The organism is Sphingopyxis sp. QXT-31 (assembly GCF_001984035.1).
Classification (GTDB): Bacteria; Pseudomonadota; Alphaproteobacteria; order Sphingomonadales; family Sphingomonadaceae; genus Sphingopyxis.
Map to the genome: position 1 here is coordinate 4,007,046 of NZ_CP019449.1, position 25,428 is coordinate 4,032,473.

32 protein-coding genes and 1 tRNA gene are annotated in these 25,428 nt (G+C 65.7%); 15 read left to right on the plus strand and 18 right to left on the minus strand.

All coding sequences use genetic code 11. The features are described from left to right. Positions 1-109 precede the first annotated feature (109 nt). Together BWQ93_RS19175 and BWQ93_RS19180 are read right to left on the minus strand one after the other, a co-directional pair. Entirely contained in the window at positions 110-385 is a 276-nt protein-coding gene (locus BWQ93_RS19175) for a hypothetical protein (RefSeq protein WP_077031877.1), read from the minus strand. Positions 386-713: 328 nt separating this feature from the next. Continuing rightward, complete coding sequence (locus tag BWQ93_RS19180; RefSeq protein ID WP_198040428.1) at positions 714-1,178, minus strand: MarR family winged helix-turn-helix transcriptional regulator; 465 nt, start codon at positions 1,176-1,178, stop codon at positions 714-716. Between the two features lie 150 nt (positions 1,179-1,328). Here BWQ93_RS19180 and BWQ93_RS19185 point away from each other — a divergent pair, with 150 nt between their 5' ends. Further along, on the plus strand, positions 1,329-1,724 hold the full coding sequence (locus tag BWQ93_RS19185; RefSeq protein ID WP_077031879.1) for an Ohr family peroxiredoxin: 396 nt from the start codon (positions 1,329-1,331) through the stop codon (positions 1,722-1,724). A gap of 76 nt (positions 1,725-1,800) precedes the next feature. On the opposite strand, the gene sciP is transcribed toward BWQ93_RS19185, so the two are convergent. Next, a complete protein-coding gene (gene sciP, locus BWQ93_RS19190; protein ID WP_077031880.1) occupies positions 1,801-2,100 on the minus strand; it encodes a CtrA inhibitor SciP in 300 nt (99 codons plus the stop codon). Between the two features lie 2 nt (positions 2,101-2,102). Further along, complete coding sequence (locus BWQ93_RS19195) at positions 2,103-2,483, minus strand: hypothetical protein (RefSeq protein ID WP_077031881.1); 381 nt, start codon at positions 2,481-2,483, stop codon at positions 2,103-2,105. Positions 2,484-2,628: 145 nt separating this feature from the next. Here BWQ93_RS19195 and mnmA point away from each other — a divergent pair, with 145 nt between their 5' ends. The 6 genes from mnmA (at position 2,629) to BWQ93_RS19220 (ending at position 6,403) form a co-directional block, all read left to right on the plus strand. Next, positions 2,629-3,771 carry a tRNA 2-thiouridine(34) synthase MnmA gene (mnmA, locus tag BWQ93_RS19200; RefSeq protein ID WP_077032557.1) on the plus strand — a complete coding sequence of 381 codons (1,143 nt, stop codon included), beginning with the start codon at positions 2,629-2,631 and terminating at the stop codon, positions 3,769-3,771. Positions 3,772-3,963: 192 nt separating this feature from the next. Continuing rightward, the gene (locus BWQ93_RS19205) at positions 3,964-4,380 is read left to right on the plus strand and encodes a hypothetical protein (RefSeq protein ID WP_232314677.1); all 417 of its coding nucleotides are present in this window, start codon (positions 3,964-3,966) and stop codon (positions 4,378-4,380) included. Between the two features lie 75 nt (positions 4,381-4,455). Next, positions 4,456-4,599 carry a hypothetical protein gene (locus tag BWQ93_RS21180; protein WP_198040429.1) on the plus strand — a complete coding sequence of 48 codons (144 nt, stop codon included), beginning with the start codon at positions 4,456-4,458 and terminating at the stop codon, positions 4,597-4,599. 64 nt (positions 4,600-4,663) lie between these two features. Then, positions 4,664-5,356, plus strand: coding sequence for a DsbA family oxidoreductase (locus BWQ93_RS19210; RefSeq protein ID WP_077031882.1), 693 nt, complete (start codon positions 4,664-4,666; stop codon positions 5,354-5,356). Between the two features lie 53 nt (positions 5,357-5,409). Then, positions 5,410-5,715 (plus strand): hypothetical protein, encoded by a 306-nt coding sequence (locus BWQ93_RS19215; RefSeq protein WP_077031883.1) that lies wholly within the window; start codon positions 5,410-5,412, stop codon positions 5,713-5,715. 169 nt (positions 5,716-5,884) lie between these two features. After that, positions 5,885-6,403, plus strand: a complete 519-nt coding sequence (locus tag BWQ93_RS19220) for a thermonuclease family protein (RefSeq protein WP_232314678.1) — start codon at positions 5,885-5,887, stop codon at positions 6,401-6,403. A gap of 7 nt (positions 6,404-6,410) precedes the next feature. On the opposite strand, the gene BWQ93_RS19225 is transcribed toward BWQ93_RS19220, so the two are convergent. Continuing rightward, the gene (locus BWQ93_RS19225) at positions 6,411-7,172 is read right to left on the minus strand and encodes a hypothetical protein (RefSeq protein ID WP_077031884.1); all 762 of its coding nucleotides are present in this window, start codon (positions 7,170-7,172) and stop codon (positions 6,411-6,413) included. Between the two features lie 257 nt (positions 7,173-7,429). Between BWQ93_RS19225 and BWQ93_RS19230 the strand changes: the two genes are divergently transcribed. Both BWQ93_RS19230 and BWQ93_RS19235 read left to right on the plus strand, forming a co-directional pair. Then, complete coding sequence (locus BWQ93_RS19230; RefSeq protein WP_077031885.1) at positions 7,430-7,687, plus strand: DUF2171 domain-containing protein; 258 nt, start codon at positions 7,430-7,432, stop codon at positions 7,685-7,687. A gap of 193 nt (positions 7,688-7,880) precedes the next feature. Beyond that, positions 7,881-9,416 carry a sulfatase-like hydrolase/transferase gene (locus BWQ93_RS19235; RefSeq protein WP_198040430.1) on the plus strand — a complete coding sequence of 512 codons (1,536 nt, stop codon included), beginning with the start codon at positions 7,881-7,883 and terminating at the stop codon, positions 9,414-9,416. Between the two features lie 133 nt (positions 9,417-9,549). On the opposite strand, the gene BWQ93_RS19240 is transcribed toward BWQ93_RS19235, so the two are convergent. Then, positions 9,550-10,272, minus strand: coding sequence for a hypothetical protein (locus BWQ93_RS19240; protein WP_077031887.1), 723 nt, complete (start codon positions 10,270-10,272; stop codon positions 9,550-9,552). Between the two features lie 175 nt (positions 10,273-10,447). Between BWQ93_RS19240 and BWQ93_RS19245 the strand changes: the two genes are divergently transcribed. Together BWQ93_RS19245 and BWQ93_RS19250 are read left to right on the plus strand one after the other, a co-directional pair. Next, on the plus strand, positions 10,448-10,963 hold the full coding sequence (locus tag BWQ93_RS19245; RefSeq protein ID WP_232314679.1) for a hypothetical protein: 516 nt from the start codon (positions 10,448-10,450) through the stop codon (positions 10,961-10,963). 80 nt (positions 10,964-11,043) lie between these two features. Next, positions 11,044-11,433, plus strand: a complete 390-nt coding sequence (locus tag BWQ93_RS19250) for a hypothetical protein (RefSeq protein WP_077031888.1) — start codon at positions 11,044-11,046, stop codon at positions 11,431-11,433. Between the two features lie 152 nt (positions 11,434-11,585). Here the strand turns inward: BWQ93_RS19250 and BWQ93_RS19255 are convergent, their stop codons facing one another. The 9 genes from BWQ93_RS19255 to BWQ93_RS19290 all read right to left on the minus strand — a co-directional run bounded on the left by BWQ93_RS19255 (position 11,586) and on the right by BWQ93_RS19290 (position 20,192). Beyond that, positions 11,586-12,287, minus strand: a complete 702-nt coding sequence (locus BWQ93_RS19255; RefSeq protein ID WP_077031889.1) for a hypothetical protein — start codon at positions 12,285-12,287, stop codon at positions 11,586-11,588. Between the two features lie 138 nt (positions 12,288-12,425). After that, positions 12,426-13,517: a hypothetical protein gene (locus BWQ93_RS20990; protein WP_156878303.1), complete on the minus strand. Its 1,092-nt coding sequence runs from the start codon at positions 13,515-13,517 to the stop codon at positions 12,426-12,428. 49 nt (positions 13,518-13,566) lie between these two features. Continuing rightward, positions 13,567-13,800, minus strand: coding sequence for a hypothetical protein (locus BWQ93_RS19260; protein WP_077032561.1), 234 nt, complete (start codon positions 13,798-13,800; stop codon positions 13,567-13,569). Between the two features lie 58 nt (positions 13,801-13,858). Next, positions 13,859-14,029, minus strand: a complete 171-nt coding sequence (locus BWQ93_RS19265) for a hypothetical protein (protein ID WP_232314680.1) — start codon at positions 14,027-14,029, stop codon at positions 13,859-13,861. After that, a complete protein-coding gene (locus BWQ93_RS19270) occupies positions 14,019-14,573 on the minus strand; it encodes a hypothetical protein (RefSeq protein ID WP_077031891.1) in 555 nt (184 codons plus the stop codon). Before BWQ93_RS19270 ends, BWQ93_RS19265 begins: the two co-directional genes overlap by 11 nt. Next, entirely contained in the window at positions 14,573-15,634 is a 1,062-nt protein-coding gene (locus BWQ93_RS19275; RefSeq protein ID WP_077031892.1) for a ribonucleotide-diphosphate reductase subunit beta, read from the minus strand. The genes BWQ93_RS19270 and BWQ93_RS19275 overlap by 1 nt, the downstream gene beginning before the upstream one ends. Positions 15,635-15,664: 30 nt before the next feature. After that, complete coding sequence (locus BWQ93_RS19280; RefSeq protein ID WP_077031893.1) at positions 15,665-16,057, minus strand: membrane protease subunit; 393 nt, start codon at positions 16,055-16,057, stop codon at positions 15,665-15,667. 12 nt (positions 16,058-16,069) lie between these two features. Then, positions 16,070-18,010 carry a ribonucleoside-diphosphate reductase subunit alpha gene (locus BWQ93_RS19285; RefSeq protein ID WP_077031894.1) on the minus strand — a complete coding sequence of 647 codons (1,941 nt, stop codon included), beginning with the start codon at positions 18,008-18,010 and terminating at the stop codon, positions 16,070-16,072. 598 nt (positions 18,011-18,608) lie between these two features. Further along, on the minus strand, positions 18,609-20,192 hold the full coding sequence (locus BWQ93_RS19290; protein ID WP_077031895.1) for a Na+/H+ antiporter: 1,584 nt from the start codon (positions 20,190-20,192) through the stop codon (positions 18,609-18,611). Positions 20,193-20,805: 613 nt separating this feature from the next. Between BWQ93_RS19290 and BWQ93_RS19295 the strand changes: the two genes are divergently transcribed. The 4 genes from BWQ93_RS19295 to BWQ93_RS19310 are packed head-to-tail and all read left to right on the plus strand — an operon-like array spanning position 20,806 to position 23,606. Continuing rightward, positions 20,806-21,582 carry an SDR family NAD(P)-dependent oxidoreductase gene (locus BWQ93_RS19295; RefSeq protein ID WP_077031896.1) on the plus strand — a complete coding sequence of 259 codons (777 nt, stop codon included), beginning with the start codon at positions 20,806-20,808 and terminating at the stop codon, positions 21,580-21,582. Next, positions 21,579-22,367, plus strand: a complete 789-nt coding sequence (locus BWQ93_RS19300) for an enoyl-CoA hydratase/isomerase family protein (RefSeq protein WP_077031897.1) — start codon at positions 21,579-21,581, stop codon at positions 22,365-22,367. The genes BWQ93_RS19295 and BWQ93_RS19300 overlap by 4 nt, the downstream gene beginning before the upstream one ends. 5 nt (positions 22,368-22,372) lie before the next feature. Then, entirely contained in the window at positions 22,373-23,122 is a 750-nt protein-coding gene (locus BWQ93_RS19305; RefSeq protein WP_077032562.1) for an N-acyl homoserine lactonase family protein, read from the plus strand. A gap of 52 nt (positions 23,123-23,174) precedes the next feature. After that, on the plus strand, positions 23,175-23,606 hold the full coding sequence (locus BWQ93_RS19310) for a hypothetical protein (protein WP_077031898.1): 432 nt from the start codon (positions 23,175-23,177) through the stop codon (positions 23,604-23,606). 39 nt (positions 23,607-23,645) lie between these two features. Here BWQ93_RS19310 and BWQ93_RS19315 read toward each other — a convergent pair whose 3' ends face one another. The 3 genes from BWQ93_RS19315 to BWQ93_RS19325 form a co-directional block, all read right to left on the minus strand. Beyond that, positions 23,646-24,374: an enoyl-CoA hydratase/isomerase family protein gene (locus tag BWQ93_RS19315; protein WP_077031899.1), complete on the minus strand. Its 729-nt coding sequence runs from the start codon at positions 24,372-24,374 to the stop codon at positions 23,646-23,648. After that, positions 24,371-25,216 (minus strand): FAS1-like dehydratase domain-containing protein, encoded by an 846-nt coding sequence (locus tag BWQ93_RS19320; RefSeq protein ID WP_077031900.1) that lies wholly within the window; start codon positions 25,214-25,216, stop codon positions 24,371-24,373. Before BWQ93_RS19320 ends, BWQ93_RS19315 begins: the two co-directional genes overlap by 4 nt. 44 nt (positions 25,217-25,260) lie before the next feature. Beyond that, positions 25,261-25,347, minus strand: a tRNA-Leu gene (locus BWQ93_RS19325). Positions 25,348-25,428 lie beyond the last annotated feature (81 nt).

Sequence of the window (25,428 nt, forward strand, 5' to 3'; positions counted from 1 at the left end):
AGGCTGGCACCGTGACAGGCATCACAGGCGCGAAGATATTGCGCGCACGATAAAGGGCGCCGGAATCGACCGGCGCCCTTCACCCTGCCCTTTAGGGGAGGCAGCCCAGTTACTTCTTCTGGGTGTCGCCGACGCCGGTTTCCGACGGAGCGATCTCGCCATTGTCGTCCATGGCGTTGGCCTTTTCTTCGCCCTGCTCCTCGACGACGTCGGCCTTCTGCTCCATGGCTTCCTTCGCCGCGCCTTCGGGCATCGCGTCGGCCTGCTCGTCGATCGCTTCGGCCTGCGCCTCGGCCTGATCCTCGACCTTGTCGGCCGCGGGGCTCTGGCAGGCGCCGAGGGCGAGGGCCGAGGTGGCGGCGAGGGTGATGAACAATTTACGCATAATCAGTGACTCCCAAGGTTGACTGGGGGCTTAACGCCGGGTGAACGCTTGGGTTGCAAAGAAAATGTCAAATGGCGGAAAACGTCAGGATCTCTGCAAGTTGGTCGAGGCTGGGCCTTGGAACGACGGCGGCAAGCGGGCGGGAGCGGCCGTTCTTAATCCTCCCCGCTTGCGGGGAGGGGGACCGCCGTCGCAGGCGGTGGTGGAGGGGGCCCTCGGTCTAAGACGCCGCTTCAGGCCGAGAGCCCCCTCCGTCAGCGCTTCGCGCTGCCACCTCCCCACAGGTGGGGAGGATCGTCTTGTTTCCACCCCACAGCAGACGTTCGACTCAGCCCCTCTCCCCGCCCTTCGTCGCGCGCACCAGATTGTCGCGCAGGCGGACTACCGATTGCTGGACGGCGCGGAAGTCGTCGCCGAGGCCGGTGGCGTCGAATAGCGCGGCGCCGGGGTCTCGGTCGATCAGCGCGCGCCCGGCGGGGGTGAGGCTCAGGCGGACCTGGCGTTCGTCGGCGGGGTCGCGGCGGCGGAGGATGTAGCCCGCCGATTCGAGCTTCTTGAGCAAGGGCGTCAGCGTGTTCGATTCGAGGAACAGCTTCTCGCCCAATTCGCCGACGGTCTGTTCGTCGCCGTCGCCGAGCGCGACGAGCGCGATATATTGGGTGTAGGTCAGCCCGAGTTCGTCGAGGATCGGCTTGTAGGCGCGGCCGAAGGCAAGGTTCGCCGAATAGACGGCGAAGCAGATGAAATCGGCGAGCCCCGGCTTTTTGGCGGGGTATGGGGCGGTGGCGATCATGGCGGTCTCCATGGAGGTTGGCCCCTATATAGATCGCATACGATTAAATCGGAAGGGGGTTGACATCGAAAAGCGTTTCGCTATTTACATCGCATCCGATTGAATCGGACACGATACAAATGACCCAGACCTCTTCGAAAGGAAAAGACCATGACCGACAAGATCCTGTTCAGCGGCTCGACCCACACTGTCGCCGGCGCCGAAGGCTATGCGCGCAGCGCCGACGGCAATTTCGCGATCGAGCTGCCCGAACCGCACCCCGCCGCCGAAAATCTGTTCGCCGCCGCCTGGTCGGCGTGCTTCCTCGGCGCGCTCGGGCTCGTCGCCGGCCAGCGCAAGATCGTGCTGCCCGAAACCCCTTCGATCGACGCGACGATCGACCTCTTGCACCGCGGCGGTGGTTTTGAACTGCGCGCGCGGCTGGACGTCGCCGTCCCGGGGATCGACCGCGAGTTGGCGCAGGAGCTGATCGAAGCCGCGCACAAGGTGTGCCCCTATTCGAAGGCGATCGCGGGCAACATCGAGGTCGAGCTCAACCTCGCCTGAGGTCCACCACGATCCGTCGACCTCAAAAAAAGGGCGCCCGCGGGCGCCCTTTTTCCCTTTTTTGCCGCTCCCGCGATCAGAAGCGCTGCTGGCGCTCGTAGAGGTCGCGGTAATGCTGGATGCGCGTGACGCGCAGCCCCGGCATGCCGCTGCGATCGATCGACCGCTGCCAGCTCGCGAATTCCTCGAGCGTCAGCGAATAGCGTTCGCACACCTCATCGACGGTCAGCAGGCCGCCGTTAACCGCCGCGACGACCTCGGCCTTGCGGCGAACGACCCAGCGCGTGGTGTTCGGCGGCGGCAGCGAGTCGAGCGTCAGGGGCTCCCCGAGGGGGCCAATGACCTGAGCCGGACGGATTTTCTGATTTTCGATCATTGTCATTCCACTTTTTCGCCGTCGGACAGGGGGGCATCCGACGGGAGAAGGTCTACGGTGGAGGAGTTCAACATCGGCTGAAATCCTCTGGTAAACAGGCTGTTCATAGTTTCGGGCAGGCCGGTCACTTCTTCCGACAAGTCGAAAAAGCGCGTCGGCCGGGGGCCGAACCCGGCGTCGCCCGCGATGGTTCCGCACAGCATCGCACGGCGCTGCGACGCGGGGTCGCTCCGCGACTCATGGGCGTCCAGCGTCTGCAGCAGACCGGCGGTCGGCAACATCGCCTGGCGCGCGCCCGACACCGCCAGGATGATGTCGAAGCCGGGCTTCGACAGGCTGGTGGCACCGGCAAGGCGCGGAAGATCGGACGGGTCGAGGTTCATGGCTAGCGGTCTACCCAAGACCGACTAAGGTCCAGTAAATGCCCATTTCATGGCTCGTTAGCGAAGCTTAACCCCCGTCAATATCTTGACAGGGGGCGCAGAAAAGCTGGCATTTTCGGTGCATCGTCCCTAGATGGCGGCGATCATGGCCACGCTGATTTCCTCCCCTGCCGGGCTCGCCCGGGCCGACTTCCAGCTCGACTCGCCGCTCAAGAATCGGCGAATCGTCGTCGCGATGTCGGGCGGAGTCGATTCGAGCGTGGTCGCCGCGCTCGCCGCGCGCTCGGGCGCCGAGGTGATCGGGGTCACGCTCCAGCTCTACGACCATGGCGCCAAGGCGAAGCGCGTCGGGGCGTGCTGCGCGGGGCAGGATATTCGCGACGCGCGTGCGGTTGCCGACCGGCTGGGCTTCGCGCATCATGTCCACGACCATGAGAGCCGCTTTCGCGACACGGTGATCGACCAGTTCGCCGACGAATATCTCGCCGGGCGGACGCCGATCCCGTGCGTGCGCTGCAACATAGGGGTGAAGTTCACCGACCTGTTCCAGCTGGCGAAGGAACTGGGGGCCGACTGCCTCGCGACCGGCCATTATGTGCGGCGGGTGATGGGCCCCGCGGGCGCCGAGCTCCACCGCGCGGTCGATCCGGCGCGCGACCAGAGCTATTTCCTCTTTGCGACGACGCAGGAGCAGCTCGACTTTTTGCGCTTCCCATTGGGCGGGATTGAGAAGAGCGTAGTGCGCGAGATCGCGCGCGACCTCGGCCTCGGCGTCGCGGGCAAGCCCGACAGCCAGGACATCTGCTTCGTGCCCGACGGCGATTATGCGACGCTGGTGAAGAAGCTGCGCCCCGAGGCCGACGACCGGGGCGCGATCGTCCATGTCGATGGCAGCGTGCTCGGCGAACACAAGGGGCTGATCCATTATACCGTCGGGCAGCGGCGCGGGATCGAGATCGGCGGGCAGGCCGAGCCGCTCTATGTGGTGCGGATCGATGCGGCGAAGAAGGAAGTCGTGGTCGGGCCGCGGCGCGCGCTCGCGGTGTCGGGCGCGCGACTGGGCGAGGCCAATTGGCTGGCCGATGTCGAGGGGCGCGAGGTGCTGGCAAAAGTGCGCAGCATGGCGAAGCCGGTCGCGGCGCGTGTCGAGGGCGAGCGGCTGGTTTTTGCCGCCCCCGAATATGGCGTCGCGCCGGGGCAGGCGGCGGTGCTGTACGACGCGGCGGATGCGTCGCGCGTGCTGGGCGGCGGGTGGATCGAAGAGACCTTTGCGGCGGAAGAGGTATAACGCGCCCTTTATTTCCGTTCGTGTCGAGCGAAGTCGAGACACGCCGAGTTCGTGCGCGCCTTCACGTGTCTCGACTTCGCTCGACACGAACGGGATTACCGGCTGGCTTTGCAGCTAACACCTCGAACCCCGCCGTCCGAGATTGCCTTTTCCCCACCAATGCCGCAGCTTGGCGGCAACACGGGGAGAAGAATGATGGTCAATTGGGTCTTGCGCGGTGCGGTCCTGCTGTGGGCGCTGTTCTTCTTCATGATCGGCGCGCGCGGATTGCTCGACCCGGCGAGCTATAGCGAGACCTTCGGCTTCACGATCAGCGGGGTCGCGATCAACACGCTGCGCGCCGACCTGTCGTCCTTCTTCCTGGTGTCGGCGGGAGCGGCAGCGCTCGGTGCGCTGGTGCCGGCGTGGGTGCGCGCGCTGCTGGTGCCCGCGGCGCTTTTCGGCACCGCGCTGACCGGGCGGCTGATCGGGGTGGCGATGGGCGACCCGACCAATTTCGGCATCGTGCAGGGCATGATCGTCGAGGCGTTGTCGGTGCTGCTGCTCGTCGGCAGCTGGTGGGTGCTGTCGCGGCCGGCGGCGTTCGCGGCGCCGGGCGAGCCTGGCTAATCGGTCGTTAACCGTTTTGCATTGCTTTTGCGCGATAATCTCATCTCCTGCCGGTGGGGCGGGGGAGGACCGACCATGACATCCGATATTGACCAGCGCAGCGGCATGGGGCGCCGCAGCGAAGATCGCCGCAAGGCGCAGGATCCGAATTATGCCGGACCCGAGCGCCGTTCGGGCCGCGACCGCCGCTCGGGGACCGATCGCCGCATCGTCCTCTAAGCGGCGATCCGGGCTGGCGTCCGGGTGCGGCGACGATTAGGCTGGGCCGCAGAAAGGCCCCGCCATGAACCAAAGCCCGCTGCCGCGCCTGAGCGTCGATATCGTGTCCGACGTGATGTGCCCCTGGTGCATCATCGGCTGGCTGAAGTTCGAAACGGTGATGGCGCAGTTCGCGGGGCGGCTCGATTTCCGGGTGCAGTGGCATCCGTTCGAGCTTAATCCCGACATGCCGCGCGAGGGCGAGGATGCCGCGAGCCATGTGATGCGCAAATATGGCATCACCGCCGAACAGAGCCGCGCGAACAGCGGCAAGATGGCGGGAGTCGCCGCCGAGCTCGGCTTTGCCTTCAACCGCGGGCCCGATTTCCGCATGCGCAACAGCTTCGACGCGCACCGGCTGCTGAGCTGGGCGGGGGCGTTCGAGGAGCCCGAGCAAGTGGAATCGACGGGAGTGCAGACCGCGCTCAAGCTGGCGCTATTCCGTGCGCACTTCACCGACAATCGCGATGTGAGCGACCACGATGTGCTGGCCGACGTCGCGGCGTCGGTCGGGCTCGATGCGGCGCGCGCGCGGGCGATCCTCGCGAGCGAGGAGTTTGCCGAGATGGTGCGCGTCGAGGAGGCCTATTGGGCCGATCAGAATATCACCGGCGTGCCGGCCTTCATCCTCGGCGGGCGGATGCTCGTCCCCGGCGCGCAGGACCCCGAGGTGTTCATCCGCGTGATCGAGCGCAAGGTCCTCGCCGACGCGGCTTGAGGAACGCTCGCGCCGCGGGGCGCGTTGATTGGGCATCCACGAAAGGAACGGCCATGATCGAAGATCCCCGCGACGACGAAGCCCCCGAAGCCTTCAACCGCGAACAGGACGATGAAGAAGCGCAGGCGCAGAGCGTCGCCGAAGCGGCGCGGCGCGAGCGCCCGCTCGGCGACAGCGTCAAGGCCAAGGGGCCGGGTGACGGCGAAGATGTTCAGGACCTGGTCGATCATATGCGCCAGATGGAGCGCTCGGGGCGGATCGACATGGACGCCTATCGCGGCGAGCGCAGCGACGACGACGAGGATGGCGAACTGGGCGCAGGCGGGATCGAGGACGACGAGCCGCGCGGCGCCCCCTGACCGCGGCTTCGGTCCCATCCGGCGCCGCCGCGGTTCAATCTGGCGCCGATCGCTGCCATAAAGGATCAGGCGCGTTGGCAGTTTGCTAAACCGCTGATGGCAGGATCGGGCCATGTCCGGTCCCGATTTTCTTTCGACCCATCGCCGACAGCGGCAATCCCGCAACCCCGTGCGATCGCGCAACGTCGGCGCGATCCGACTGGTCGCGGCGGTGATGGCGCTGGGTTTCGTCGCGACGCTCGCCGCGCTACAGGCGCCGCCGGGCTCGTTCGATGATGCGACCGCGCTGGCAATGGCGGCGCGGCCCGGCGGTGCCGACACCGCTGCACCGACCGACCGGCTGGCGGCGAGCTTCGCCCTCTGTCACAGCGGCGGCGGGACCAATTGCGTCGTCGACGGCGACACCTTCTGGTTCGGGGGCGTTAAATATCGCATCGCCGACATCGACACGCCCGAGACGCACCCCGCGCGCTGCGCCGAGGAAGCGCGGCTCGGCGATGCCGCGACCGAACGGCTGCGGGCATGGATGAACGAGGGCGCCTTTAGCTTCGAAAGCGCGGGGCGCGACGCCGACCGTTACGGCCGCAAGCTGCGCATCGTGACGCGCGGTGGAGCGAGCGTGGCCGACACGCTGATCGGCGAGGGGCTGGCGCGGCCGTGGGAGGGCAAAAGGCGGCCGTGGTGCTGACGCGCATTTAGTCGGGGTTCCGCGCCGCTTCTTTGGCGGCTTCGACCGCTTTCCGTGCGGCGGCTTCCGCAGGGTCGGCGTCTTCATCTTCATCTGCATCCGCATCGGGCATAAACTCTCGACGCAGCGGCTCGTTCGGACCGGCGAGCTGACGATCGAGGTCGTCGGCGAGGAGTTGGGCGACCGGGTCGAGCGGCTGCTTGCGCAGCTCGTCGCGGCGCGCGGCCAGCGCGGCGAAGCGTTCGCTTTCGGGTAGCGCCTGGACTTCAAGGTAGAATTTCACCGCGGCGAGCCAGGGCGCGTCGTCGGCCAGCACATCCTCGGCCCAGCGCGAGAAGGCGCCGCCCGCCGGAACCCAACGCTGTTCTTGGCGGTCGAGAAAGAAGAGCAGGCGCGATCCCTGCGGCACCATATAGCGGATGCAGCCGCCGATGTAGGCCAGCGGGTGCGCGCCGAACAGTTCATAGGGGTTGCTGAGAAGCGCGAAGCGGCGCGTCGCGAGCGCGATATCGAGCGAGGTCGGCGCCGATGCGAGATCGCCTTTCAGCGCAGCGACCGGCTGGATGTCGATCCGCATGCTGTCGAGGCCGCCGTCGGCCGAGGGATCCATCGGCGTGCCGCCGGTGACGGTGGCGAGCAGGATCAGGTCGGCGTCGGCGGTCAGTTCCATATTGGTCGGCACGCGGTAGCCGGGCACAGGCGAGCAGGCGGCGGCGGGCTGGGCGGCAACGCAGGCGAGGGCGGCGAGCGGGAGGAGGAGGAAGCGCATCGCGCGATGCTTAGCGCGATCGGGCGGCGCTTGAAAGCGGGTCGCTGCCGAGCTTCGCGACGCCTATTCGAAGGACTTCGCCGACTATGTCGAGAAGACGCTATTCGGCAGCAAGACGGCCAAATAGCGTGGTCATTTTTCCGTCGCGGGACTGGCTCAAGGATAAGGCGAACGCGGCTTTGGTGCGGCTGGACGCGATGATGCAACCGGCGTAGCAAAGGCGCGTTCACCCTCCAGCCGTAGCAAGGAGACTCCCCATGGCACAGCATGACCATAGCGCGATCAAGGAAAACATGACAGTCGTCGGCGCCGACGGCGTCCATGTCGGCACCGTCGACCATCTCGACGGCGAGCGGATCAAGCTGACCCGCGCCGACAGCCCGCAGACCGAAGACGGGCAGGGCGGCAAGCATCATTATCTGCCCGCCGGGCTCGTGGCGTCGGTCGAGGGCGACACGGTGCGGCTGTCGGCGAACGCCGCTAACGCGGTCGACCTGTTCGAGGAAGCCGAATAGGACAAGAGCGGGCCGGCGGCGCCATCGGGCGCCGCGGCATCGAAGCCGGCCCATTCCGTGACCGCGGGGTGGGCCGTTTTCTTTTGGGGCGGGGCCGCACAAGCGTTTTTGTGATTTTTCAACGTCTTTGCCCTAGGGCGGTTCGGTCATGGGGGCGGAAGCGGATCGAAATGCGGGGCGCAGGGGCTGGTTGGTGGCGGCCGGCCTGCTGGCATTCGCGCTCGGCTATGCGCTCGCCAACCAATATCAGCTGACCCACGATGTCGTTTACCGGCTCGCGGCACGCGACCCGGCGAGCGCCGCGAGCGCCTTTGCCGTGCTCGCGGCGCAGGCGGCGGGGCTGCTCGCGGCGCTGGTCTGGTTGCCGCGGCGCTGGGCGAGGCTGCTGCTCGGCCTCGCGGGGGCGTCGATCCTGGTCAATCTGGGTTATAGCGGGCTGGTCCGCGAACTGCTGACCGCGGGGACGCTGGCGTGGATCGCCGCCGAGGCGCGGCAGGCGGGCAATGCCGCTGGCGAATTCGGCGGGCCGCTGCTGCTGGCGGGGGCGCAGACGATCGCTGCGGTGGCCTGTTTCGCGGCGGCGCGCGCGCTGCTGCTGCGATCGGGGCTGGTGCCGTCGGGACGGCGCTTCCTTTGGGTGGGCGCGGTGCTGCTGCTGCTACCCGGGCTGCTGATCCGTCCGCTCGAGCGCTGGCCCGAGGGGGCCGAGCGCAATCTGTACGGGCTGGCGTGGGAACTGGCGACCGCCGCGCCGCCGCCGCGGCGCGGTGAGGTGACCCTGGTGCCCGACAGCGCGGGGGCGCCGCGGCATATCCTGTGGCTGATCGACGAGAGCGTCGCGGCGGGGCCGTTCGCGCGACTGGTCGCGCCGGTCTTGGCGAAGGTGCCGCACAGCGATTTCGGGACCGCGGCGGCGCTGGGGCACTGCAGCGCGCCGGCGCAGGTCGCGTTGCGCTCGGGGGTCGATGTGCGAAGGGCCCGGAAGGACATGGATCTGCGGCGGACGCCGTCGATCTGGGGCTATGCGAAGCGCGCCGGATACCGCACGATGCTGATCGACGGGCAGACCGCGGGCGCTCCGCAGAATCTGCTGCTCGCACCCGAAGCCGCGCTGATCGACGAACTGCGGGCGATGGCGGGGGGCATCGACACCGACCTGCGCATCGCCAATGCGCTGAACGAGCAGATGAAGACGCCGGGCAAGAGCTTCACGATGGTCGTGCTGCGCGGCGTCCATTTCCAGTATCGCGATCATTATCCCGCCGGCGCGATCGCGGCGGACAGCCCGGTGGCGCTGCAATATGACACCGCGCTGACCTGGTCGAAGCGCGACTTTTTCGACGCGTTGCTGGCCGGAGTCGACCGGCAGCAGGTCGCGATCGTCTATACCTCCGACCATGGCCAGAACCTGACGCCCGGGGCGCTGCCGCATTGCAGCCGCGCGCCGGTCGCCGACGAGTTTCGCGTGCCGTTGCTCGCCTTCCTGCCCGATGCGCTCGCCGCGCGCTATTCCGGCGCGCCGCGCGCCGGGCATTCGACGAGCCAGATCTTTCCCGCGACATTGAGTTGGATGGGCTACGACCGCGCCGCGGTAGAGGCGCGATACGACCGCGACCTCGACGCCCCGACCGCGCGCTATGTGTGGTTCGGGCGCGGTGTGATCCCGACGGGCGATGGCGGCGAGGTGAGCGTGACGGCGGGGTCCGACTTTCCCGGCAACGCGGAATGACGAGGGGCCGGGCGCACCCGGCCCCTCCAGGCGGCGAGATCCCTTACGTCCCGAGGGATCCCCGTGGCTGGCCCCGGCCGAGAGAATGGACCGGCACCGCCCCCGGCTTGCACACGGGGGGCGGTGCGGGCGATCAGCCGCCGGTGACGGGCGCGGCGGGTTCGGTCGGCTCGGCAGCCGGCGCCGGGGCAGGCAGCGACGCGGGCGTCGCGGCTGCGGCGGGATCGGCGGCGGGTGCTTCGACTGCGACCGCCATCACCGCGGGCTGCGCGGCGGGCGCGGCGGCAGGAATCGCGAAGGCCAGTTCTTCCTTGGTGCGCACGCTGAGCTCGCGGCCCGCGGGAATGCGCCCGGTCTTGCCGGTGATGAACGCGGCGAACACCCCCGCGGCGATCACGCCGGCGACGGTCGCGACAGTATTGCCTTCGCCTTCCTGGCGGAAGCTGCCGATCAGCGGCACGCGCTTGCCGCCGACCTCGACATAGCGCAGCTCGACTTCCATCTTGCCCGACTTGCCGAAAGCGCCCTTGCCGGTTTTCCAAGTGATCTCGCCGGTGGCGCGCGCGCCCTTCGGGATCACGATATAGCCGTCGTGGACGACATTGTGGACCACGGTCATGTAGAAGGTCTCGCCCTCCTCATTCTTCTTGGTCGACAGTTCCTCGTTCATGCTGAGCAGGACTTCGGTATTCCCCGGCAGCGTGCGGGTGACCGCGGGCGGCGCCACGGTGGGCAAGGTCGCGACGACGACGGGCGCCTCGACGGTGGCAGCGGGCGTCTCCTGCGCAAGGGCAGGCGAAAGGCCGGGCAGGACAAGCGCGAGCGCAACGGCACCCGCAAGCGGTTTCGATTTCATGTAGGCAAACCCCCAAGATATGCGGGCCCCCTGCCCGCATGGGGACGTGCCAATCAGGAATCGCGCCCGACGTCAATCGCATTAACCGGTCGAAGCCGCGAAGCGAAGCGGCGTTGGCACGCGGCGTCCTTGGGCGGGCTGGCGCGGCGGCACGGGGCTGCCTATTTAGGCGGCGATGGACGACGGGACGAGATATGCGACGGGCGCGCGGCCGGTCATCGTGATCGCGCGGTTGAAGGCGAAGCCGCTGGTCGCGGGGCAATTGCTGTGCGCGCTGGCGCTGGCCGGGCTGATCGCCCAGCAGGCGCGGGGCGATTCGGCGGGCGAGGTGGTGCGGAGCGTCGTCTTCGGCGACGCGGCGATGACCGCGCTGATGGGGCTCGCGCTGCTGGGGCTTATCTGGTTCCGGCGGCTGTGGCGCTGGCGCCACGCCTATGTGCGGCACGATGGCAGCATGCTCTACCGCGGCGGCAGCGCGCGCTGGCCGCTGGCGCTGGTGCGCGATGTCGTGCTGGCACGGAGCGGCGTGGGGCTCGAAACGCTGCGGCTTGTGGTCGACGACGATAGCGAAGTGACGCGCGAGCTGGTGAAACTCCCGCTGCTCGAAGGCTCGGTCGAGGCGGTGAAGGGCGGGGTCCTGTTTGCGACGGGGCGCGCCCAAAGCCTCGCGGGATCGTCGGCGGTGCACTGACGCCGCGTCCTTCGGCGCGGGACGGCTCGACTCCGCTGCGATGCCCGATTAGCCTGCGGGCTGCTGGTGGGGAGAAGGATATGAAAAGCGGAGCGATTCTGATGGCGGGGATGCTGGCGCTGATGGCGACGCCCGGTGCGGCGCAATCGCTGGCCCAGGCGCCGGTCCCGAAAGGGATTCCCAACACCTGGATCGATATCATGGGCGCGCCGCAGGAGATGCAGGACCGGCTGATCGGCCAGCGGCGGGACATTCGCTTCACGCTGGCGGTCGGCGCGACGGGTCGCCCGACCGGCTGCACCCACAACGGCAGCGATGCGCTGGGCCGGGACGTCGGCGCGCTGACCTGCGAACAGGCGATGCGCCGCGCGCGCTTCACCCCTGCGGCGGACGCGGCGGGCAATCCGGTCGCGGGCCAATGGTCGGGCCGCGCCGTGTGGTGCTATGGCGACAGCTGCCTTCATCGATGACCGTCGGCCCCCGGCGCTGCCGGGCGCGCTGCAGGGGCGGTGAACGATCGGGGTTGCGGTTACGATTCCGCTCGTTGCCACCGTCCTTGCCAAAGTTCAGCGAAGTTCAGCCCAATGGCGGGGCCGGTTCGGTCGAAGTTCCGGGCCAAAGTTCAGGAAAGTTCAGCCTCGTCGCAGTCCCAGGGGGCCGGCGGCGGCGCGGGCACCGGCGCGGGCTCGTTGCGGGTTTCGCAATACCAGGGCGGCAGCTCGCCGTCGCAGAGGTCGGCGACCTCCAGCGACACCGCGAGATCGTCGGGCGCCATCAGCGCCTCGGGCGCGGCGGGCGGTTCGGGGTGGAGGTGGACCAGCGCCTCGGCGACCGGGACGGCGGTGGGGGCGGGATCGCTGCGGCGCGCGGCGGCGTCGCGAAAACAGTCGGGGCCATAGGCGCGCAGCAGGAACATGAGGAGGCGGTCGCTCTGGCGCAGGCGGCGGCCGACGCGGCGGCCGTCGCGGTCGAACACCGGCTCGTCGGAGCCGACCAGCGCGCGTTCGAAGGCGGCGTCGAGCAATTTCTTCGACGCCGCGTCGATCGCCGCGGACCAGGCGCGGTCGAACGCCGCGGCGCCGGGCGAACGGCGCAGGCGATAGGCGGAGGATTCGGACATGCCGACCTGTTGCGCCGCGGTGGCGACCGACCCGCAGTCGGCCAGCGCCTCGATAAAGGCGCGCTGCTTGTCGGGCGACCATCCGTCCTTGCGCCGCTTCTTCAGCACCGGCACCCAGTGATAGGCGGCGGGGTCGTGACCATGCGCGTCGAGCGCGGTGTCGGCGGCGAGATCGGGCGAGGAGATGGGGGCTATGTGGCTCATCTGCCAGTTTGGACCATAGCGAAATAAATTAGGAAAGAAGTTTTTTGCACGCGATGTACGAAATAGGATTTGGTGGGGTGTTGGGGTGGAGTGGCGACTCGGGTTAGTCAGGGGTTGTTGCGCCTGTCACCGCAGCTATTATTTTGAAAGCATTATGGTTAGTGTAGATCCCAAAATCGCACCCAATATACCTCCCATTAAACCGGCGACCAAAACTGAAAAATTCTGGAAAAAGCTTTGACGCCTAGTTTCGATGTTACGGACAATGTCCATTGCTGCCATATGGGATGCGTCTTTAGAGAACCTGACTAAATCTCTGAAATGAAATTCTAGTTCGTCATTGATGTCCTTGTTTTGGCTTTCATTAAAGTTCTCATCAATTAGAGATATCATTTCTGATCTTGCCATTATGTCCCTAAGAGATGACATATTTATATGGTCAACAAATGATTCTGATGAGACGATGTTTTTTGTTTTTGAGAACTTCGAACCAGAACTTATTTCTTCTATTTTTTCTTGTGTATCATTCACTATTGCCGCCTGAAGATTTAGGCATTTTGACCTAAGATTGTGGAGGTGATAAAAGAGAGAGAAGGTTGATCCATATTTTTCTGAAAAGTACAATATCGCTTCATCAAGAGATTTCGTTTCGGAGATATAAGCTTTGTAACCAAATCCTTCCGAAACGTCTTGTAGCTCATTCTTTGGTTCTTCCGTTTCAAAAAATATGAACTCTGCATGAAATGGGCTCGGGCCAACACAACATAGCAATATGTCTGAATCTTCCAGTTTTTCTCTTAGGTACTGCCTTACCATCGCAACTGACGTAGACGCATCAAATTCGTTCTTTCTTTCTTGAGAAAATACATAGCAAACCGGGTGATAATAATGATTAGACAATATGAATGAAATATTCTCATCGCCGCACCAAAATCCAAGTTCTTTCTGCTTTTCTCTGGAAACGAAAAGATTGAAAGATATCTCCGCATCATATATATGAGGAACATGTATATCCTCATCGTGCTGGTATTCTATGTAGCACCCGAACTGTCCGTCCGTGCGTGAGAACTTAAGTTTTGAGATATTTTCTATTTTCAGAAGTTCTTTTTTTATACTCTCAAAGTAATCTTTCTTGTCTATAATTTCCCCGTTTTTGGGAGCGAAGAATATGCTGCCAACACCGAGCGAAAATCCTATCTTTTCAATTGGTTTCGGCAGCAGGTCGTTCACAATTTCCCCCTATTGCAGTGCGATTTTCGTACTTTAATTTAGGATTTTCTTAAACCGAAAACCCACCGGAATTCCGCCTATTCGACCCCGCCGCCAGCACCTTCTTGCCCGTCGGGGTCAGGGTCCATTTCGCGCCTTGCTGCGCCACGAGGCCGAGGGCTGCGAGTTCGTCGCGCACGGGATCGCTGGGGAGTTGGGGGCGGCGGTTCGAGATGCCTTCGAGGGTCGCGCGCTGGGGCTGGCTGAGCACCAGCAGTTTGAGCTTGGGTTTTTTGTCGGTCATTGAGTTCGTCATCGTCCTGTTGTCGGGTCGCGGCGCGACCATATAGGGTATGCGGGTTTCACCATTTGCCCCCGGCGGCCTCAATGGCTTTGAGTAGGGCTTTCTTGCTGGCGGTGCGGTTCTGGCCGGCGTTGCGCGGGATTGCGAAGTCCGGGCCGAGCGCAGCGCGGCGGCGCAGCGCTTCGCGCCCGAAATCATCGAGCGACACCGCCTGCTGGCTATCCTTCACGGAGCGTTTCGACGTCATAGTCGCCGCAGCTTTCCTCTTCGATCCGCCTGTTCATATAGGTCATGTCGGCATCGGGATATAGGCGGAATAGCGCCTGCGCCTGAGCCAACATGTCGTTCGCGGTACCCGATGCATATTGGCCCATGCGGTCGGCGATGATGTCTTCGACCGCGAGGAGGGCGATGCGACCGGCGTCGCCGACCTCGATCAACCGCACGCGGTCGGGGTCGGCAAGCCCGCCGAGCAGCGTGGAAGTGACGACCTCGAACCCCAGCCCGAGGTCCGGATGAACCCAGCCGCGCGTGGCGACGCCCGCGCCCGATGGCCGGACGAAACCTTCGGCGCGAAGCTCGGCCTCGAACTCGTCCTGGCTGGGGGTTGCGATATCGAAATCGCCGGTGCTGATCGCGCTGACCGAGTAGAGTTCGACCGCCGCGCCGCCGACCAGCACAGGGCGCGACAGGCCGCGCGCCACCATCGCCTCGCTGACCCGAGCGAAGAGGCGCAAGGCCGCTTCGAACTCGGGGCGGTAGGGCGAGGCCATTATTCGGCGGCAATCCCCGCCTTGGCGAACATGTCTTCGCCGTCGGGGTCGGCTTCGCTCGCGGCGCCGTCGTCGTTGGCTTTCGCCTTCTTGCGGTTGTCGAAGCTGGACCACACCGTGTTCCAGTCGCCGCGGGTCGCGCCCTTGCTGTATTCGGTGGCGCGGGTTTCGAAGAAGTTGGCGTGCTCGACGCCGTTGAGGAGCGGGGCGAGCCAGGGGAGCGGGTGCTCGTCGATCATGTAGATCGGCTGGAAACCGAGCTGCCCCAGGCGCCAGTCGGCGATGTAGCGGATGTAGCGCTTGATCTCCTTGGGCGTCATGCCGGGGACGGGGCCCTGTTCGAACGCCAGGTCGATGAACGCATCCTCGAGCCGCACGGTCTTCTGGCAGGTGTCGATGATGTCTTCCTTCACCGCCTTGGTCAGGCAGCCGCGTTCCTTGGTGAAGGTGTGGAACAGCTTGATGATGCCCTCGCAGTGCAGGCTCTCGTCGCGGATCGACCAGCTGACGATCTGGCCCATGCCCTTCATCTTGTTGAAGCGCGGGAAGTTCATCAGCATCGCGAAGCTGGCGAAGAGCTGCAAGCCTTCGGTGAAGCCGCCGAACATCGCGAGCGTGCGCGCGATATCCTCGTCATTCTCGACCCCGAACTGCTGCATATAGTCGTGCTTGGCGCGCATCTCGTCATATTCGAGGAACATGCCATATTCGCTCTCGGGCATGCCGATCGTGTCGAGCAGGTGGCTGTAGGCCGCGATGTGCACGGTCTCCATGTTGCTGAACGCGGTCAGCATCATCTTGATCTCGGTCGGCTTGAACACGCGGCCGTATTTTTCGTGGTAGCAATCCTGCACCTCGATATCGGCCTGGGTGAAGAAGCGGAAGATCTGGGTGAGCAGGTTGCGCTCGTGGTCCGAAATCTTCTGCGCCCAGTCGCGGCAATCCTCGCCCAGCGGCACTTCCTCGGGCACCCAGTGGATCTGCTGCTGGCGCTTCCAGAAATCGAACGCCCAGGGATATTCGAAGGGCTTGTAGGTCTTGCGGGCTTCTAGCAGCGGCATGGGCGTTTCCTTGGGTGGTGCGAACGGGCGTTATTGCGGGGCGAGGCGGCGGGCTTCGGTGACCGGAAGGCCGCCCTCGGTCGGGACGTAGATGAGCGAGGCTTTCGACGATTCGAGCGCCTGGATCTGGAGGTAGCGCAGATAGCCCTCGGGACCGCCGAGGCTGTTCTGCAGGATCGCATTGGCCTCGGCCGCACCCTTGGCACGGATGACCTCAGCCTCGGCGAGCGAGATGGCGCTTTCCTTCTTGGCGCGCGCCTCGAGGATCGCGACCTGGCGCGAGGATTGCGCTTCGGCCAGCGCGGCCTCGCCGGCGAGGCGCTGCGAATAGACGCGATATTGCGGATAGCCGATCAGGACGACCAGCAGGATGACGACCGCGGCGGCAACCGCCGCGAGCGTGCATCCGGCATTCTTGTTCATCGCGTCAAATCCTTACTGGCACGCGAGGCATTCGTCGTAGTCGGTGGTCTGCAGCTCGTACACCGGCGCTTCGGCGGTGTTGTCGGCCTCGACCCCGCCCGCGAAGCCGGCGCGCTGGACCGATTTCGAGCGGAGATAATAGAGCGATTTGATGCCGAGTTCCCACGCGCGGTAGTGGAGCATGAGCAGGTCCCATTTCTCGACGTCGGCGGGGATGAACAGGTTCAGCGAGGCGGCCTGGTCGATATAGGGCGTGCGGTCGGCGGCGAGTTCGAGCAGCCAGCGCTGGTCGATCTCGAAGCTGGTCTTGAAACAGTCCTTCTCGTCCTGGGTCAGGAAGTCGAGGTGCTGGACGCTGCCGCCGCGCTCGAGGATCGAGTTCCAGATCGCGTCGCTGTTCTTCGCCTTGTCGACGAGCAGGGCCTCGAGGTGCGGGTTGCGGATCGAGAAGCTGCCCGAGAGCGTCTTGTGCGTGTAGATGTTCGCCGGGATCGGCTCGATGCACGCGCTGGTGCCGCCGCAGATGATCGAGATCGATGCGGTCGGCGCGATCGCCATCTTGCAGCTGAAACGCTCCATCACGCCCTGGTCGGCGGCGTCGGGGCAGGGGCCGCGCTCGTTGGCGAGCAGCATCGAGGCGGCGTCGACCTGCGCGCGGATATGCTTGAAGACGCGCAGGTTCGACGATTTCGCCATCGCGCCCTCGAAGGGCAGGCCGCGCGCCTGGAGGAAGCTGTGGAAGCCCATGACGCCGAGGCCGACCGAGCGTTCGCGGCTCGCGCTATATTTGGCGCGCGCCATTTCGGGCGGGGCGCGGTCGATATAGTCCTGAAGGACGTTGTCGAGCATGCGCATGACATCCTCGATGAACATCTTGTCGCCGTTCCACTCGTCCCAGGTTTCGAGATTCAAGGACGAAAGGCAGCAGACCGCGGTGCGATCGTTGCCGAGATGGTCGCGGCCGGTCGGCAGGGTGATTTCCGAGCAGAGGTTCGAGGTGGTGACCTTGAGCCCCAGGTCGCGATGATGCTTGGGCATCATGCGGTTCACCTGGTCGATGAAGATGATATAGGGCTCGCCGGTCGCGAGGCGCGTCTCGACGAGCTTCTGGAACAGCCCGCGCGCGTCGACGGTGCCGCGGACGCTCTGGTCCTTGGGCGAGCGGAGGTTGAATTCGCGGCCGTCGCGGACGGCCTCCATGAACTCGTCGGTGATCAGCACGCCGTGGTGGAGGTTCAGCGCCTTACGGTTGAAGTCGCCCGACGGTTTGCGGACCTCGAGAAACTCCTCGATCTCGGGATGCGAGACGTCGAGGTAGCAGGCGGCCGAACCGCGGCGGAGCGAGCCCTGCGAGATCGCGAGGGTCAGGCTGTCCATCACGCGGACGAAGGGAATGATGCCGCTGGTCTTGCCGTTGAGGCCGACGGGTTCGCCGATGCCGCGGACCGCGCCCCAATAGGTGCCGATGCCGCCGCCGCGGCTGGCGAGCCAGACATTCTCGTTCCAGGTGCCGACGATGCCCTCGAGGCTGTCGTCGACCGAGTTCAGATAGCAGCTGATCGGCAGGCCGCGGCCGGTGCCGCCGTTCGAGAGCACGGGGGTCGCGGGCATGAACCACAGCTTCGAGATATAGTCGTAGAGCCGCTGCGCGTGGTCCTGGTCGTCGGCATAGGCGTCGGCGACGCGCGCGAAGAGATCCTGATAGGATTCGCCGGGCAGGAGATAGCGGTCCTCGAGCGTTTCCTTGCCGAAATCGGTGAGGAGCGCGTCGCGGCTACGGTCGGTTTCGATCGCGAAGCGACGCGCATGGACCTTGGCCTCGCCGCCGTCGTTGAGCTTCGCCGCCGGGGCCGAATCAGCGGGTGATTCGGTCGCTGCCGGGGTCTCGTTCTTCGTCAATTCCATCGTCGCCACGTCGCTCGTCTCCACCCGGTCGGTCTCTCGAAAATCCATCAAATTCGCCCCCGATTCGGCGCGCCTGTGGCGCGCCTTGTTCCTGTCTTGTTCGACTCGGGACGAAGCCCCAGTCCTAGCATTTTATCGACGTCCAGGGGCATTGTTTTTTGGGCGCAACAGCCTCTTTCCTCCGCCCATATGGGATGGGCGGCGGAAATCCGCCACTTTCGGCCAAATACAATTTATTGGGGTGCCCCCTCGGTCGACCCACCACCCATAGTGCCACGTCGGCGGAGAGACGCAAGACGGTAAATGACAGATTGAGGACTCGGTTCGTCGCTATTCCGATTCGTTTCGTCGCTAATCGGGCACGCTTCGCGGGACGAACTGGCGGCTTTCCGCGGGCTTCGCCGAGGCGCTCCCCGACGCGGTCCGCCACGAAAATTTTTCCGGTCGGCACAAGATGTGGTGGCAGCCGCTTTTCGACCGCCGCGGCGCCCTCCAACCCGGGGGGGGGGGGGGCACATGTGCCTTGCGGGACAAAGACTTATGCCGGTGGGGACCGCTCGGGTACGACGGACAGCGCTAAGGGTAGTGTAGCAGGACGGTGCACCGGTGCTGATTCCCGACCCGCTCGTGAGCGCAAGCGGGCACGTCAGTCGCCGCGCTGGAACGTCATCGCCAGTTCCTCGACGTCGAGATCGCGTTCGAGCTCGTGGAGCACCTCGTCCTCGATCAGCCCGGCGCGGTGGAGGCGGATGAGCTCGGCGCGGCCCGCGGCGATCGCCTGGAGCAGCACGTCGAAATGCGAGCGGAGGCCGTCCATCGCGGCGGCCGGCTCGGCGATGTAGCGCTCCATGAAGCGCAGGCGCTTTCTGTGCTCCTCGAGCATCATCGGGTGGATCAGCGTGCCGTTTTCGTCATAGGCGAGCCGCTCGACCACCTCGGCGCGGGCGCGCGCCATTGCGGCCTCGGCGGCGGGCAGCGCCATCGGCGCCGGCGGGTCGACATCGACGGGTTTGACCAGACGGATGAGCAGGCCGAGGCTCGACCCCTGTACCACCACGGTCACGAAGATCGCCGCGAAGGCGCAGATCAGCATCAGGTCGCGGCCGGGCATCTCGGTCGGCAGGGTGAGCGGCACCGCCAGCGTCACCACGCCGCGCATGCCCGCCCAACTGAGCACCGTCGCCTGCCGCCAGCCCAGCGGGCGCGCGCGTTCGAGCCCCAGCTTGCCCGCGATTTCGAGTAGCGCCTCCGACGCGAAGACCCAGACGAAGCGTGCCGCGGTGATGGTGAGCACGACCGCCGCCATCATGACGACCCAGGCGCTCGGAATCGCGGCGATCCCGCCGATCCGCTCGATCGCGTCGCGCAGCGAAAAGCCGATCAGGATGAAGACGAGCGCCTCCAGGACGAAGACCATGATGAACCACGCCGAATTGGCGCGCAGGCGTACCTCGGCGGGCAATATTTCGTGCTGGTACCAGCCCATCGCGAGCCCTGCGGTGACCGTCGCGATCACGCCCGACACATGCACCGCCTCGCCCGCGAGATAGGCGGCCCAGCAGAGCAATATGGTGATCAGCATGACGAGCATCTGATCGTTCAGACGCTTCGCCGCGAAGATCCAGACCTTGGCGACCACCGCGCCGACGACCACGCCGCCGATCGCGACGAAGGCGAAGCTCTGCACCGCCTCGCCGGTGTGGAACACGCCGCTCAAGGTCGCGGCGACGGCGAAGCGGAAGAGGATGAGGCCGGTGGCGTCGTTGAGCAGGCTCTCGCCCTCGAGCAAAGCTTCGAGCCGGCGCGGGAGGTGGACGCCCTTGAGCACCGCGCGCGCCGACACCGCGTCGGGGGGCGAGACGATCGCGCCGAGCGCGAAGCAGGCGGCCCAGGGCAAAGAAGGCAGAATCATATGCGCGACGACGCCGACGACTAGGGTGGTGAAAACCACCGCGCCGACCGCGAGTGAGAGGATGCCGGGCAGGTGGCGGCGGAAGCGGCCGAGCGCGGTGAAATAGGCGCCGTCCATCAGCAGCGGCGGCAGGAACAGCACGAGCGCGAGTTCGGGGTCGAGCGTGATCGAGGGCAGGCCGGGAATGAAGGCGAGCCCGCCGCCGCCCACCAGCAGCGCGGTCGCGGGCGGCCAGCGCAGCTTCATGGCGAGCCAGTGGAGCGCGATGACGAGCGCGAGCAGCGCGAGGACGAGTTCGAAGGCTTCGACCGCGTGCATGGCTCAGCTGCGGTCCTGCGTGATGCCGGTCAATGTCATGCTGAGCCCCTCATTGACGCCAAAGTCGGCGGCATCTTGGCGCGCTTTGCGGTGGCGATCAATGCCCGGGGGCGGTCGAGCCATTTCGCGAACCAAGGGCTGCAGCGTCTGCTTTGGGGCGGGAGGCTGACGTAAAGCACTATCCCCTTGAGGGGAGAGGATAGCGCAGCTTGCTCCGTCAGGAGCTAGCGAAGCTTGGAGAGGGGTGCTTGGACGCCTCTGGCGGTCGGAAACCCCTCTCAACTCCGGCTAGGCAGCAGGCTGCCAAGCCTGCGTATCTCTCCCCTCAAGGGGAGAGAGCATAACCCTGCGAACGTCCCCTCCTGCCCGAAACCGGACAGGCCATCTGCAAGACTATCGGGAGCCAACCCTTTATCCCCCGTCCGCCGCGCTCGGCAGCCGCGACGGGGGATGAGGTTGTGTGTGCACCGGAAGAACATTAGTGGAACATATTTGCGGCGTCAATCCCCTTTTGTTCTCCTATCATTATCCTGCCTTCCGCGTACGGCGTGACAGGTTGACGTAAACGTCAATCGGCGCCAATGGCGGAAAGCGTGCGGGAAAGGGAGAGACCATGGCGGAGCAACCCAAGTTCGACCTGACGGGGCGCGTCGCGCTCGTCACCGGGGCCTCCTCGGGGCTCGGCGCGGGCTTCGCCAAGGCGCTTGCGGCGGCGGGGGCCAAGGTCGTGCTCGCCGCGCGCCGCGCCGACAAGCTCGCCGAGCAGGTCGCCGAAATCGAGGCAGCCGGCGGGCAGGCGATCGCGGTCGGCATGGACGTAACCGACGAGTTCTCGACCAAGGCCGCCTATGACGCCGCCGAGGCGGCCTTCGGCACCGTCGACACGATCGTTGCCAACGCGGGGGTCGCGACCGAGAAGATGGCGCTAGGGCTCACCGTCGACGACGTCGATTTCCTCCACGCCGCCAATGTCCGCGGGGTCTTCCTGACCGCGACCGAGGGCGCCAGGCGGCTCGACAAGGACGGCGCGCGCGAGAAGCAGCATGGGCGGATCGTGCTGATCGGGTCGATCACCGCCGAGAAGGTCTTTCCCGCGACTGCAGTCTATGGCGCGACCAAGGCGGCGGTGCGCCACCTCGGCAAGGCGCTGGCGCGCGAATGGGCGCGGCGCGGGATCAGCGTCAATGTGATCCAGCCGGGCTATTTCGAATCCGAAATGACCGCGGTCATGCTCGAAAGCGATGTCGGCAGCGCGATGGTGAAGAGCTTTCCGCGCCAGCGGATGCGCCCCGCCACCGACCTACACGCGCCGCTGCTTTTGCTCTGCTCCGACGCCGCGCAGGGGATCACGGGCAGCGTGTTCACCATCGACGACGGGCAGACGCTGTGAGCGAGCTGCTGGTCGAGACGCGCGGGCCGGTCGAGATCGCGACGCTCAACCGGCCCGAACGGCTGAATGCGCTGAGCGAAGGGCTGGTCGACGAACTCAACGCCTATTTCGGCGGGCTCGCCGAGCGCAAGGAGGTGCGCGTCGTGATCCTGCGTGGCGCGGGGCGCGGTTTCTGCGCCGGGCTCGACATCCAGGAGGACCGCTCGAGCGACGAGACGCCGGTGCTGCGCACGCTGCGCACCCAGACGAGCATCGGCAATATCTATCGCAAGATGCGCGCCTGTCCGCAGCCGATCGTCGCGCTGGGGCATGGCGCCGCGGCGGGGGGCGGGCTGTCGCTGCTGCTCGCGTCGGACGTGCGATACGGGACGCCGAGCTTTCGCTGCAACGCCGCCTATATCCGCATCGGGCTCGGCGGCTGCGACATGGCGTCGAGCTATTTCCTGCCGCGGCTCGTCGGCGCGAGCCTGGCGTCCGAAATGATCCTGACCGGGCGTTTCATCGACGCCGAGCGCGCGCTGCGCGCGGGACTGATCAGCGAAATCGTCGACGAGGAGGCCTTGCTGCGTCGCGGGCTGGAACTCGCCGACGAGATGCTGGCGACCGCGCCCTGGGGGCTGCGGCTGTCGAAGCAGGCGCTCAATCTCAACATCGATGCGCAGAGCCTCGACGCGGCGATGGCGATCGAGGACCGGCAGCAGGTGATCCTCTCGGCGACCGAGGATCACAAGGAGGCGCTCGCCGCCTTCCTCGGCAAACGCACGCCCGAATATCGCGAGCGGTGACCGATATGCTGCGCCTCTATGCCTTCAACACCGGCTGGTTCCAGTGCCGCCCGGGCTATTTCATCGAGGGCGAGGAAGGCGATTATCTGAAAGGTCCGGTGCCTTCCTATCTGATCGACCATCCGAAGGGCCGGGCGCTGTTCGATACCGGCATGGGGGTTCGCTACCGTCGCACGCTCGAAACCGCGCTGCCGCCGAACAAGTTCGGGCTGCAATTTTTCGAGGGGCAGGAGATTGCGGCGCGGCTGAAGAGCATCGACGTCGACCGCGGGGGTATCGACTGGGTGATCAACTCGCACCTCCATATCGACCATTGCGGCGGCAATGCGAGCCTGCCCAATGCGACCATGATCGTGCAGTCGCGCGAGCTCGCGGCGGCGCAGGCGAGCGAAGAGGCGGGGCTCTACGAGGCGGTCGATTATGCGACCGGGCAGCCGGTGAAGGCGATCGACGGCGAGCTCGACCTGTTCGGCGACGGCAGCGTGCGGATCGTCCCGACCTATGGCCATACGCCGGGGCATCAGAGCGTGATCGTCAAGCTGCCGAGCGGGCGGGAGGTGCTGCTCGCGGCGGACTGTTGCTACACCGAACGCAACCTCGATCTGATGGTGCTGCAGAAGGCGGTGGTGGACCGCGAGGCGGGATTGCGAACGATGGTTTATCTGCGGGGGCAGCGTGCGGCGGGGGTGCAAATTCTGTTCGGGCATGACGGGAAGCAGTGGGCGGGGGTCGCGGAGGGGAAGGCGATCGGTTAATGACCGGAAGCGACCGATTGCGGGCGTTCCAATTCCAAGCCACAGTCGTCTAATGAGCATTTTGACATTTCGATACCGATATGACGGCACTCCCACCCATGTTCTTGACGACTTCGGTTGGCTGGAGATGCGCGTGGTCACCGAAAGTCGTTCGGGCGTCGGCGGTTTTTGGGTCCAGTGGCAAGATGTAAAGGAGTTTGGCGAAAAGCTCTCGGCGTATCCAATTGACCCGAACGCTCCTCTTGCCGAGCAATGGGGTTACAGCGAAAACGGCGAGTATGAGAAGGTTCTGGGAGTTGAAATTGCCCCGGCCAATGCACGCGGAGGCCTGAAAGTCCGTGTTGAAATAGCAGATCAGGATGACCCGACCGACTGCGTCAAAACTTCATTCCAAACGAATTATCCAGACTTAGCGGCATTCCAGCTTGAGATAGCGCAGCTGATGGCTGGCGAGATCGAAGAGGCGCGCCTCAGCGGGAGGTGATGTCCGCTTCCCACCCCAAGCGGACATGATGCCCAGTTCCTAAAACCCCCGCGCCACCCGCTCGGCAAAGTCCGGCGCAACGCCCGCGCTGGCGAACACCTCATGCGCCAGCCCCGCGTTCAGCGGCAGGTCGGCCTGTTCGCGGTAGAGCCGCTTGTACGCGAACACGCTGTGCCGCGATTGCGCGGCAATCGCCTCGGCCAATTTCCGCACCGCCGCATCCAGTTCGCCATCCGCCACGCAATGATTGGCGAGGCCGATCCGCGCGGCCTCGCGCCCACTCACCGGCAACCCAGTAAAGCTCATCTCGCGCGCTTTGGCTTCGCCGACGCGGCGGGGGAGGCGCTGGCTCATGCCCCAGATCGGTACCAGCCCGAACTTGCCGTGGGTGTCGGCGAAATGCGCGCTTTCGCCCGCGACGATGATATCGCCCGCGAGCGCGAGTTCGAGCCCGCCGGTGAAGCAGCCCCCTTGGACCGCGACGATCACCGGCTGCGGCAATTCGGCGAGCTTGGTGACGATCGAGCCTTGATAATGTTTGCGCGGCGCTTCGAGCCCGCGTTCCTTGAGGTCGTTGCCGGCACAGAAGGCGGGGCCGCCCGCGCGCAGCACCACCACGCCGATCGCCTCGCCCGCCGCGGCGATGGCGTCGGCGTGCGCATCGAGTTCGGCCCAGAGCGCGAGGTTCAGCGCGTTGCGCTTTTCGGGGCGGTTGAGCGTCAGCGTCGCGATGCCGCCTTCGTCGCTGCGCAGGACCAGTTCGCTCATGCCTTTGCCTCCGCTGCCATGATGGTTCGCCCGTCGGGGCCGATGGCGGCCATCTCCCAGCCGTCGTCTTTCGCGCGGCCGACGAGATGGATCGGCTCGCCGACGAAGGCGGGGGCCAACGCGCGCATCGTGAAGCGCGTCAACGCATTGGCCCCGAGTTCGCGCTGCGCGAGATCGAGCAGCAGGGTAGCGGTCAGCGGGCCGTGCACCACCAGCCCAGGGTAGCTCTCTTCGCCGGTCGTATAGGGTAGGTCGTAATGGATGCGGTGGCTGTTGAAGGTCAGCGCCGAATAGCGGAACAGCATCGCCTCGGTCGGCACGACATCGCGGCGCCATTTCCAATCGGAGAGATCGGGGTCGCCTGCGGGTGCCGGTGCCTGGGCAGGAGGCACAGCAGGGGCCGGCGCGCGGAACACGATCGTCTGGCGCTCCTGCACCGCGATCACCTCGTCGGCGCGCGTCTCGTGCGCGACCTCGACGAAGACGAGCGGGCCGGTGCCGCCGGTCTTCTCCTTGATCGCGGCGACGGTCGAGGTGCGCGCGATCGCCGCTCCCGCGACGATCGGCGCGAGGAAGCGGACGTCGCTCGCTGCCCACATCCGGCGCGGCAGCGGGATCGGCGGCATGAAGCTGCCCGAATCGTCCTGGCGCAGCGGGTGCCCGTCGGGCCCGAGCGTCGCGGTCGGCGCGTCGGGCAGGCAGAGGCACCAGTGAATGGCCTGCGCCGCAACATCGCCGCCCATGTCGCTGTCGATGGTCGCGCGGAAGCGTGCCAGCGAGGCGGGCGTCAGCATATCGCACTGGACGATGCTGCGCCCGATCCACGATCCCCAGTCTGTCACGAAAAGCCCCCGCCGCCACGTCCGGCGCCTGTGGTAGGGGAATATGGTGCGGTCGAGAAGACTCGAACTTCCACGGCCTTTCGGCCACAACGACCTCAACGTTGCGCGTCTACCAGTTCCGCCACGACCGCACATCATGATGGTCCGGAACGGGTCCGGCACCAGGTAGGAGCGGGCGCCTAGCAAAGCTTTCCGGGCGATGCAAGCGACCA

Coding starts and splice junctions, on each gene's coding strand:
- BWQ93_RS19175 (WP_077031877.1), bottom strand. CDS start 385: ATGCGTAAATTGTTCATCACCCTCGCCGCCACCTCGGCCCTCGCCCTC.
- BWQ93_RS19180 (WP_198040428.1), bottom strand. CDS start 1,178: ATGATCGCCACCGCCCCATACCCCGCCAAAAAGCCGGGGCTCGCCGAT.
- BWQ93_RS19185 (WP_077031879.1), top strand. CDS start 1,329: ATGACCGACAAGATCCTGTTCAGCGGCTCGACCCACACTGTCGCCGGC.
- sciP (WP_077031880.1), bottom strand. CDS start 2,100: ATGATCGAAAATCAGAAAATCCGTCCGGCTCAGGTCATTGGCCCCCTC.
- BWQ93_RS19195 (WP_077031881.1), bottom strand. CDS start 2,483: ATGAACCTCGACCCGTCCGATCTTCCGCGCCTTGCCGGTGCCACCAGC.
- mnmA (WP_077032557.1), top strand. CDS start 2,629: ATGGCCACGCTGATTTCCTCCCCTGCCGGGCTCGCCCGGGCCGACTTC.
- BWQ93_RS19205 (WP_232314677.1), top strand. CDS start 3,964: ATGATGGTCAATTGGGTCTTGCGCGGTGCGGTCCTGCTGTGGGCGCTG.
- BWQ93_RS21180 (WP_198040429.1), top strand. CDS start 4,456: ATGACATCCGATATTGACCAGCGCAGCGGCATGGGGCGCCGCAGCGAA.
- BWQ93_RS19210 (WP_077031882.1), top strand. CDS start 4,664: ATGAACCAAAGCCCGCTGCCGCGCCTGAGCGTCGATATCGTGTCCGAC.
- BWQ93_RS19215 (WP_077031883.1), top strand. CDS start 5,410: ATGATCGAAGATCCCCGCGACGACGAAGCCCCCGAAGCCTTCAACCGC.
- BWQ93_RS19225 (WP_077031884.1), bottom strand. CDS start 7,172: ATGCGCTTCCTCCTCCTCCCGCTCGCCGCCCTCGCCTGCGTTGCCGCC.
- BWQ93_RS19230 (WP_077031885.1), top strand. CDS start 7,430: ATGGCACAGCATGACCATAGCGCGATCAAGGAAAACATGACAGTCGTC.
- BWQ93_RS19240 (WP_077031887.1), bottom strand. CDS start 10,272: ATGAAATCGAAACCGCTTGCGGGTGCCGTTGCGCTCGCGCTTGTCCTG.
- BWQ93_RS19245 (WP_232314679.1), top strand. CDS start 10,448: ATGGACGACGGGACGAGATATGCGACGGGCGCGCGGCCGGTCATCGTG.
- BWQ93_RS19250 (WP_077031888.1), top strand. CDS start 11,044: ATGAAAAGCGGAGCGATTCTGATGGCGGGGATGCTGGCGCTGATGGCG.
- BWQ93_RS19255 (WP_077031889.1), bottom strand. CDS start 12,287: ATGAGCCACATAGCCCCCATCTCCTCGCCCGATCTCGCCGCCGACACC.
- BWQ93_RS19260 (WP_077032561.1), bottom strand. CDS start 13,800: ATGACCGACAAAAAACCCAAGCTCAAACTGCTGGTGCTCAGCCAGCCC.
- BWQ93_RS19270 (WP_077031891.1), bottom strand. CDS start 14,573: ATGGCCTCGCCCTACCGCCCCGAGTTCGAAGCGGCCTTGCGCCTCTTC.
- BWQ93_RS19275 (WP_077031892.1), bottom strand. CDS start 15,634: ATGCCGCTGCTAGAAGCCCGCAAGACCTACAAGCCCTTCGAATATCCC.
- BWQ93_RS19280 (WP_077031893.1), bottom strand. CDS start 16,057: ATGAACAAGAATGCCGGATGCACGCTCGCGGCGGTTGCCGCCGCGGTC.
- BWQ93_RS19285 (WP_077031894.1), bottom strand. CDS start 18,010: ATGGATTTTCGAGAGACCGACCGGGTGGAGACGAGCGACGTGGCGACG.
- BWQ93_RS19290 (WP_077031895.1), bottom strand. CDS start 20,192: ATGCACGCGGTCGAAGCCTTCGAACTCGTCCTCGCGCTGCTCGCGCTC.
- BWQ93_RS19295 (WP_077031896.1), top strand. CDS start 20,806: ATGGCGGAGCAACCCAAGTTCGACCTGACGGGGCGCGTCGCGCTCGTC.
- BWQ93_RS19305 (WP_077032562.1), top strand. CDS start 22,373: ATGCTGCGCCTCTATGCCTTCAACACCGGCTGGTTCCAGTGCCGCCCG.
- BWQ93_RS19310 (WP_077031898.1), top strand. CDS start 23,175: ATGAGCATTTTGACATTTCGATACCGATATGACGGCACTCCCACCCAT.
- BWQ93_RS19315 (WP_077031899.1), bottom strand. CDS start 24,374: ATGAGCGAACTGGTCCTGCGCAGCGACGAAGGCGGCATCGCGACGCTG.